Source organism: Phenylobacterium sp., from assembly GCF_020402505.1.
Taxonomy (GTDB): Bacteria; Pseudomonadota; Alphaproteobacteria; order Caulobacterales; family Caulobacteraceae; genus Phenylobacterium.
On record NZ_JADBZL010000213.1, the window covers coordinates 1 to 8,277 of the forward strand.

Sequence of the window (8,277 nt, forward strand, 5' to 3'; positions counted from 1 at the left end):
GACGTGGAGATGGTCACCCTCACGCACTCCATTCCCGAGCCGAACGGCCTGGTCATCCGCACGCCCCTGGGCGTCGTGCTGCATACCGGGGACTGGAAGATCGATCCGTCGCCCCTCCTGGGCGAGGTCACTGACGCCGGCGCCCTGCGCCAGCTGGGGGATGACGGCGTCCTGGCCATGGTCTGCGACTCCACCAACGTCTTCGTCGACGGCCGCGCCGGCTCCGAGGCGGACGTGCGCGAGGAACTGATCCGGGTCATCGCCGCTCAGACCGGTCGGGTCGCGGTCGCCTGCTTCGCCTCCAACGTGGCCCGGATGGAGACCGCCATCGTCGCCGGCCGGGCGGCGGGCCGAAAGATCTGCCTGGTGGGCCGGTCCATGATCCGGATGGCCGCCGCCGCCCGTCACGTGGGCATGGACGTCGACTCCCAGGGCTTCATCTCCGAGGCTCAGGCCTCACACCTGCCGCCCGAGCAGGTCCTGCTTCTCTGCACGGGAAGCCAGGGAGAGCCGCGGGCGGCCCTGTCGCGCATCGCCGACGGATCGCATCCTCACATCCGCCTGGGGGCGGGGGACGCCGTCATCTTCTCCAGCCGGGTGATCCCGGGCAACGAGATCGCCATCCGGGACATGCAGAACCGGCTCTCCGAGCGGGGGATAAGACTGATCACCGACCGGGAGCATCCCGGCATCCACGTCTCTGGTCACCCCTGCCGGGACGAGCTGGCCGACATGTACGCCTGGGCCCGGCCGCAGATTTCCATTCCCACCCACGGAGAGCGCCGCCACCTGCTCGAACACGCCGCCTTCGCCCGCGACCTCCAGGTCCCGCAGGCCGTGGCGCCCCGCAACGGCGACATGGTCCGCCTGGCCCCGGGCCGGGCCGAGGTGATCGATGAGGTGCCCGCCGGGCGTATCTACATCGATGGCGGTTTCCTGACGCCCCAGGATGGAGAGCCCCTGCGGGAGCGCCGGCACGCGGCGACCAGCGGGGTCCTTCACGCCGCCCTGGTTCTGGATGGTCGCGGGCGCATCGCTTCTGGACCCCAGGTCCGGGCGATCGGCCTGCCGGGAGAGCCCGAGCGGCCTCTGGACGACATCCTCGACGACCTGGCCGACGCCGCCGAGGCCGCCGTGCGCCGTCTGGACGGAGACCAGCGCGAGATCGACGCCGAGGTGGAGGCCGCCATCTCGCGCGCCCTCAAGAAGGCCGCCCAGCGCATCTGGGGCCGCCGCCCCGTGGTCCAGACCACCCTCCTGAGGCTCTGAGCCGGCTGCGAACGGCTTGCCAGCGCGGCCGCTTTCGCCGACCTTTCTCCCAACAGAAAAAGGGGGGGAGGGGGCATGTCGGCCTACCTGGGCGTGCGCATCGCCGACTTCACGCAGGGCGTGGCGGGGCCCATGGCCTGCATGCTGCTGGGCGATTTCGAGGCCGAGATCGTCAAGGTCGAACCGCCCGGCGGTGATCGGCTGAAGGATCATCCCGGCTATTCGGCCTGGAACCGGAACAAGACCGTCGTCACCCTCGATCTCTCCGTCCCGGCGGACCTGGCGCAGGCAAAGGATCTCGCCCGCGCCGCAGACATCGCCGTCTTCGATCATCCGCCCGGAGACCTGGAGGCCCTGGGCCTCGACGCCGCCAGCCTGCGGGACGGCGCCCCCCACCTGATCCATGTCTGGATGCCGCCCTACGGAACCTGCGGCCGCTGGAGCCGCATGCCGCCCCGTCACAGCCTGCTGGCGGCGATCTCCGGCATCGCCTTCCGGCAAGGCGCCCACGGCGACAGCCCCATTCACCTGATCCTGCCCATTGGCTGGTACGGCCAGGCGGTGATGGCGGCCGGGGCCATGGGCGCAGCCCTCTACGAGCGGGGCGCCTCGGGGCAGGGGCAGGCGGTGACCGTCAGCGGTCTCCACGGCGTCTCGGAAGTCGGCGGCGTGGTCATGGTGCTCGACCAGCCCCGCCTGCCGCGCGGCGCGCCGCAGGGCGCCTCGCCCAGCTATCGGCTCTACCAGTGCGGCGACGGAGAGTGGTTCTTCCTCGCCACCCTCTTCATGCCCTTCTTCCGCAAGGCCATCGACGCCCTCGGGCTTGGCGCGCACTGGGAGGTCCTGGTCCTCAACCCCGCCCTCGCCCTCGACGTCCTGGAGGAGGTTTTCCGGAGCCAGCCGCGGCGTCACTGGCTGGGCCTCCTGGCGGACGCCGGCGTCCCCTGCGCGCCGGTCGGGAATCGCACCGACTGGTTTGCCGGAGATGCCGTGCGCCATGCGGGTCTGAGGCTTGAGTTTGACGATCCGGTACGGGGGCCTCTGGCCATGCCCGGACCGCCCGCCCGGTTGTCCGCCACGCCGGCCTCCGTCCGGTCCCTGCCCACCGCCGGGCCGCTCCCCGCCTGGGGGCCGCCCCAGCCCCGGACCATTGGCCCCGGGGCGAGCCGACCTCTGGAGGGCGTCCGCGTCCTCGACATGGGCTCGGTGATCGCCGGGGCCCTGGCAGGGGCCGTCCTGGCCAACCTCGGCGCCGAGGTCATCAAGATCGAGTCCCCCGAGGGCGATCCCTTCCGCTCGGACGGGGGCCCCTTTCTGACCTGCAACCGCGGCAAGCGGGGACTGGGGATCGATCTCAAACAACCCGGGGCGAAGGAGATGTTCTTCGACCTCGTCCGGCAGTCCGACGTGGTGCTCGACAACTACCGCTTTGGCGTGCGCAAGCGTCTGGGCGTGGACTATGAGGCCCTGCGCCAGATCAATCCCCGGATCATCTCCTGTTCGGTGAACGCCTATGGTGACGCAGGGCCGAGGGCGCCCCTGCCAGGCTTCGACCCCCTGCTTCAGGCCGAGGGCGGCATGATGGCCGCCCAGGGCGGCGACGCCGAGCCCGTCCTGCACACCATCGCCGTCAATGACGTGGCCACCGCCGGCGTGGTCGCCTTCGGCATCATCTCGGCCCTGAACGCCCGACGTCGGACCGGGGAGGGGCAGGAGGTCATCACCAGCCTGCTGGCCCAGAGCCTGACCTTCCAGCTGGGCGAGGTCGTCACCTGGGAGGGCCGTCCGCCTGCGCCTTCGGGCGGGATCGACTGCGTGGGGCTGAGCCCGGCCCATCGCTACTATGAGTGCCAGGACGGCTGGCTCGCCGTGGCCGCCGAGACGGTCGCCGAGGCGGAGGCCCTGCTGACGGTGCTGGGGACGCAGGCGGACCCCACAGACGCCCTCACCGCACCCCCCGAGGGGCCCCTCGCCGGGCGGCTGGCGGCCACCCTGGCGGGACGCCCCCGCGCCGCCGCACTGGACGCCCTGGAGGCCGCCGGCGTGCCCTGCGCCCCCTGCGTGCGGGGCTACGAGGCCTACGATGATCCCTGGCTCGCAGAAAACGACGTCTTCGTCGCCTGGCGCCATCCCCGCCTCGGCGAGGCGGTGGGCGTCCGCAGCTACGCCGACTTCGACCGGACGCCCGGGGGCTTCCGGCATCCTGTCCCGGATGCGGGCGAGCATACCCGCCAGGTCCTCGCCGAGTTCGGGCTGGCGCCAGAGCGGATCGAGGCCCTGCTGGCGGCCGGCGCGGTCTTCGAGCCGGCGGCGGCGCGGAGCCACCTGCGCGACGGCGGGGCGGCCCTGTTCACCCAGTGACCCTTGGTCATGGATGACGACCGGCCGCCGGCGTTGTATTCATCCGGCATGATCGGAAGACTGAACCACGTCGGGGTCGCCACCCCCTCTATCGCCGAGTCCGTGAAGCTCTATCGCGACGTCCTCGGCGCCACGCAGATCTCGGCGGTCAAGGCCATGCCGGAGCAGGGCGTCAACGTCTGCTTCGTCGACCTTCCCAACAGCCAGATCGAGCTGATCGAGCCCCTCGGCGAGGCCTCGCCCCTGCATGGCTTCCTGGCGAAGAACCCGGCCGGCGGCCAGCACCATGTCTGTTTCGAGGTCGAGGACATCCTGGCGACCCGGGACGACATGGCCGCCAAGGGCGCCACGGTGCTGAACAATGGAGTCCCGCGGATCGGCGCCCATGGCACGCCGGTGATCTTTGTCCATCCCCGGAACATGGGCGGCGTCCTCGTCGAGCTCATGGAAACGCCGAAAGGTGGCCACGCGTGAGCCTCTTCACCGGCATCGCCATCTACCTGACCCTCTGGTGGACCGTCCTGTTCGGCGTCTTGCCCCTAGGCTCCCAGTCGCATGCCGAGGCGGGGACCAAGCCGCCGGGCGGGGGCGATCCGGCCTCTCCGGTCAATCCGCGGCTGAAGGAAAAGTTCCTGCTGACCACGGTGATCTCTGCGGTCCTCTTCGTGCTCCTGTTCCTGCTGATTCATTTTCAGGTCATCCCGATCACCCCCCTGCGCCAGGTCAGCTGAGATCAGGGCCGCCCAATCCCCGGGCGCCGCGGGGGCTGTCCGCCTATGAACCGGGCGCCGCACACCCGTCTTTGAGGCGATCTCCCGAAAAGCGGGACCAGCCAGGGAAAACGCGTTTTCTTCCCGGTACCGACTTCGGTCGGAGCGTTCCCCGAGATGGAGAAGGCCGCCCAGCTCCCGGGCGGCCTTCTTTTCGCCGACGAAACGGGGCATAGCGGGCGGGTCTTCCGCAAGTCCGAGCCCATGCCCGACGCCCACGCCTACGAAGCCTTCGACGTCCGCCCCGCCGGCCCCTTCAGCCGCTGGGAGCGGATGGTGGCCGGGCGATACCTGCGCTCCAAGCGTCGCGAGGGCGGCGTGGCCATGATCGGCGTCATCGCCTACGTCGGCATCGCCCTGGCCGTGGCGGTGCTGATCATCGTCATGAGCGTGATGAACGGCTTCCGGGCCGAACGCCTCTCGCGCATCCTCGGTTTCAACGGCCATGTCTTCGTCGCGTCTTCCCCCGCCTCGGGCCTCGATACCGCCGCGCTGACCCGCAGCCTCTCCGGACTGCCCGGCGTGGTCCAGGCCGCCCCGGTCATCGAGGGTCAGGTCATGGCGGTGGGCGACGGCCAGGTTTCGGGCGCCATCGTGCGCGGGGTCGCCCGTGCCGATCTTCTGGCGACCCGCCTCGTCGCGGACAATGTCACGCCCGGCGGACTCAAGGGCTGGGGCGAGGGAGAGTACGGCGGCGACCGCGTCCTCGTGGGCGAGCGCCTCGCCGCCGGCCTGGGCCTGAGGCCCGGCGATCCCATCACACTGATTTCCCCGACCGGCGCCGCCACCGCCTTCGGCGACGCGCCCCAGCGCAAGACCTTTATCGTCTCCGGCCTCTTCAGCGTCGGCATGAGCGAGTATGATCAGAGCTTTCTCTACATGCCCATCGAGCAGGCGGCCCTGTTCTTCGGGCGTGAGGGCGCGCCGGACTTCATCGAACTGAGGCTTTCCGACCCGGATCGCGCTGCGGCGGTGAAGTCCCAGGCCGCCGCCCTGGCCGGGCCCGCCGCGTCCGTCTCCGACTGGACCGAGCGGAACGCCGCTTTCTGGGGCGCCCTGAAGGTGGAGCGCAACGTCATGCGCCTGATCCTGATGATGCTGGTGGTCATTGCGGCGGCCAACATCATTTCCGGCCTGATCATGCTGGTGAAGAACAAGGGCCGCGACATCGCCATCCTGCGGACCATGGGCGCCGGGCAGGGCGCCATCCTGCGCATCTTCTTCATGGCCGGCGCCGCCGTCGGCGTGGCGGGCGCCCTGACGGGCCTTCTCCTGGGGGTTGTCTTCTGCACCTATATCGGCCCGATCCAGCAGGCGGTGGAGTGGGTGACCGGCGCCCGGGTCTTCGCCTCCGACGTCTACTACCTCTCCCGGATCCCGGCGCGGATCGACTGGGCGGAGGTGCTCCTGATCCTCGGCTGGTCCCTCGCCGCGGCCTTCCTCGCCACCCTGCCGCCCGCCTGGCGCGCCAGCCGCCTCGATCCCGTGGAGGCGCTTCGTTATGAGTGAGGCGGCCGTCCTGTCCCTCCGGGACCTTCACCGCACCTACCGGTCCGGCGACCGGCTGCTCCACGTCCTCGATGGGGTCGAGCTCGACCTGTCCGCCGGCGAAATCGTCGGCCTGGTCGGGCCCTCCGGCTCGGGCAAGTCCTCGCTCCTCCACGCCGCCGGACTGCTGGAGAAGCCCACCTCGGGGCGGGTTATCGTCGAGGGGCGGGATTGCACGGACCTGTCCGACGCCTTGCGCACCCGGGTGCGGCTCTCGGCCATCGGCTTCGTCTACCAGGCCCATCACCTGTCGCCGGAATTCACCGCCATCGAGAACGTCATGCTGCCCCAGTTGATGGCGGGCCGCTCATCAGCCGCTGCCCGGGCCCGGGCGGCGGCCCTTCTGTCGGACCTCGGTCTGGCCGAGCGGCTGGAACATCAACCCGCCCAGCTGTCCGGTGGCGAGCAGCAGAGGGTGGCCGTGGCCCGGGCCCTGGCCAACCGGCCGTTGATCCTCCTGGCCGACGAACCGACTGGCAACCTCGATCCGGACACCTCGACCTCGGTCTTCGACAGCCTGCGGTCCATGGTCCGGGGGCAGGGGGCGGCCGCCCTGATCGCCACCCACAACCTCGAACTCGCCCAGCGGATGGACCGTGTCCTGACCTTGCGCCAGGGGCGGATCGTCCCGGCTTGAGTCCGTGCCGGAAGACCCCCTTGCAATGAGAACAAAACCGGAATAAGAACATTTCAGGAACGTAACTGGGGGATCAAGTCATGGCTCGACTTGCAAGGGAATCGCTGGCCTTTCTGTCGGTGGCCGGCTTTGTCTGGATGATGTGCCAGGTGGCCGTGCTGGCGGCCTGAGTTTCAGGCCCCGGGGTCTGACGAGGACGGGCGGGAAGAGGCGATGACGGTCGAGGGCGGTTTCATCCATCTGCGCGTTCGGTCCGCCTATTCTCTTCTGGAGGGCGCGGCCAAGGCGGATGCGCTCGGGCGGATTGCGGCCGGGCAGGGCATGCCGGCAGTGGCCATCGCCGATCGGGCCAACCTGTTCGGCGCCCTGGAATTCTCTGTCACCGCCAAGGACGCCGGGGTCCAGCCCATAATCGGCTGCGCCCTGCCGGTCACCGGGATCGGCGGCCGGCCGCCCGAGCGCTGGGCGCGCACCCCCACGATCGTGCTGCTGGCCCAGTCCGAGGCGGGTTATCTCAACCTCTCAACCCTGTCCTCCATGGCCTACCTGGAGGCGGATGGCGTCGAGGAGCCATCCGTGCCCTGGTCGGCAGTGGCCGCCCATTCCGAGGGGTTGATCCTCCTGTCCGGCGGCGCCGACGGCCCCGTGGATCCCCTGTTCGCCGCCGGCCGCAAGGCGGAGGGCGAGGCGGCTCTGGCGGCCATGGCTGCAGCCTTCGGCGACCGCTTCTACATCGAGCTCCAGCGGCATGGCCTGGCCAGTCAGGCGGCGGCGGAGCCGGCGCTGGTGGCCTACGCCTATGCCCATGACCTGCCCCTGGTGGCGACAAACGACGTCTACTTCCCGACCGCCGACCTCTACACGGCCCACGAGGCGCTCCTCTGCATTGCGGACGGCGCCTTCATCGGTCAGGACGAGCGCCGTCGGGTGACGCCGGAGCACTGGTTCAAGCCGGCGGCGGACATGCGCGCCCTGTTCGCGGATCTTCCGGAGGCCTGCGACAACACTATCGACATCGCCCGGCGCTGCGCCTTCATGGTCAACAAGCGCGATCCGATCATGCCGCGCTTTCCCATCGCGGAGGGCCGGACGGAGGACGAGGAGCTGGCCAGCCAGGCCCGGGAGGGACTACGCGCCCGCCTGGCCGTACATCCCCTGGCGGTCCCACTCGAGGCCTACGAGGCCCGTCTGGAGCAGGAAATCGCCGTCATTCAGAACATGGGCTTCTCCGGCTACTTCCTGATCGTCTCGGACTTCATGAAATGGGCGGTGTCACAGGGCATCCCCGTCGGCCCGGGCCGGGGTTCCGGCGCCAGCTCCCTGGTGGCCTGGTCACTTTTGATCACGGGCCTGGACCCGCTACGCTACGGCCTGGTCTTCGAACGCTTCCTCAATCCTGAGCGGGTCTCCATGCCCGACTTCGACATCGACTTCTGCCAGGAGCGGCGGGAGGAGGTGATCGCCTACGTCCAGCAGCGCTACGGGGGCGACCGGGTGGCGCAGATCATCACCTTCGGCACCTTGCAGGCCCGCGCGGTTCTGCGGGACGTCGGCCGGGTGCTGCAGATGCCTCTGGGACAGGTCGACCGCCTCGCCAAGATGGTTCCGGCCAATCCCGCCAACCCCGTGACCCTGGCCCGGGCCCTCGAACTGGAGCCTCGACTGCGGCAGGCCCAGGAGGAGGACGAGTCC

General features: G+C 70.1%; 8 protein-coding genes. All 8 read left to right on the plus strand.

The features are described from left to right. Nucleotides 1–1,269: ribonuclease J (locus IM632_RS13735; RefSeq protein ID WP_296552484.1), on the plus strand; the 1,269-nt coding region annotated here is incomplete at its 5' end. A 75-nt stretch (nucleotides 1,270–1,344) separates the two neighbouring features. After that, nucleotides 1,345–3,630 carry a CoA transferase gene (locus IM632_RS13740; RefSeq protein ID WP_296552486.1) on the plus strand — a complete coding sequence of 762 codons (2,286 nt, stop codon included), beginning with the start codon at nucleotides 1,345–1,347 and terminating at the stop codon, nucleotides 3,628–3,630. A gap of 48 nt (nucleotides 3,631–3,678) precedes the next feature. After that, nucleotides 3,679–4,104: a methylmalonyl-CoA epimerase gene (gene mce / locus IM632_RS13745; RefSeq protein WP_296484061.1), complete on the plus strand. Its 426-nt coding sequence runs from the start codon at nucleotides 3,679–3,681 to the stop codon at nucleotides 4,102–4,104. Then, the gene (locus IM632_RS13750) at nucleotides 4,101–4,361 is read left to right on the plus strand and encodes a DUF1467 family protein (protein ID WP_296484058.1); all 261 of its coding nucleotides are present in this window, start codon (nucleotides 4,101–4,103) and stop codon (nucleotides 4,359–4,361) included. The genes mce and IM632_RS13750 overlap by 4 nt, the downstream gene beginning before the upstream one ends. A gap of 243 nt (nucleotides 4,362–4,604) precedes the next feature. Continuing rightward, nucleotides 4,605–5,909, plus strand: a complete 1,305-nt coding sequence (locus IM632_RS13755; protein WP_296552488.1) for a lipoprotein-releasing ABC transporter permease subunit — start codon at nucleotides 4,605–4,607, stop codon at nucleotides 5,907–5,909. After that, nucleotides 5,902–6,585, plus strand: coding sequence for an ABC transporter ATP-binding protein (locus tag IM632_RS13760; RefSeq protein WP_296497234.1), 684 nt, complete (start codon nucleotides 5,902–5,904; stop codon nucleotides 6,583–6,585). Before IM632_RS13755 ends, IM632_RS13760 begins: the two co-directional genes overlap by 8 nt. Before the next feature lie 80 nt (nucleotides 6,586–6,665). Next, nucleotides 6,666–6,755, plus strand: coding sequence for a cell division inhibitor SidA (gene sidA, locus IM632_RS13765; RefSeq protein ID WP_110450102.1), 90 nt, complete (start codon nucleotides 6,666–6,668; stop codon nucleotides 6,753–6,755). 43 nt (nucleotides 6,756–6,798) lie between these two features. Next, on the plus strand, nucleotides 6,799–8,277 hold a 1,479-nt coding region (gene dnaE / locus IM632_RS13770), incomplete at its 3' end, for a DNA polymerase III subunit alpha (protein WP_296552487.1).

Coding starts and splice junctions, on each gene's coding strand:
- IM632_RS13740 (WP_296552486.1), top strand. CDS start 1,345: ATGTCGGCCTACCTGGGCGTGCGCATCGCCGACTTCACGCAGGGCGTG.
- mce (WP_296484061.1), top strand. CDS start 3,679: ATGATCGGAAGACTGAACCACGTCGGGGTCGCCACCCCCTCTATCGCC.
- IM632_RS13755 (WP_296552488.1), top strand. CDS start 4,605: ATGCCCGACGCCCACGCCTACGAAGCCTTCGACGTCCGCCCCGCCGGC.
- IM632_RS13760 (WP_296497234.1), top strand. CDS start 5,902: ATGAGTGAGGCGGCCGTCCTGTCCCTCCGGGACCTTCACCGCACCTAC.
- sidA (WP_110450102.1), top strand. CDS start 6,666: ATGGCTCGACTTGCAAGGGAATCGCTGGCCTTTCTGTCGGTGGCCGGC.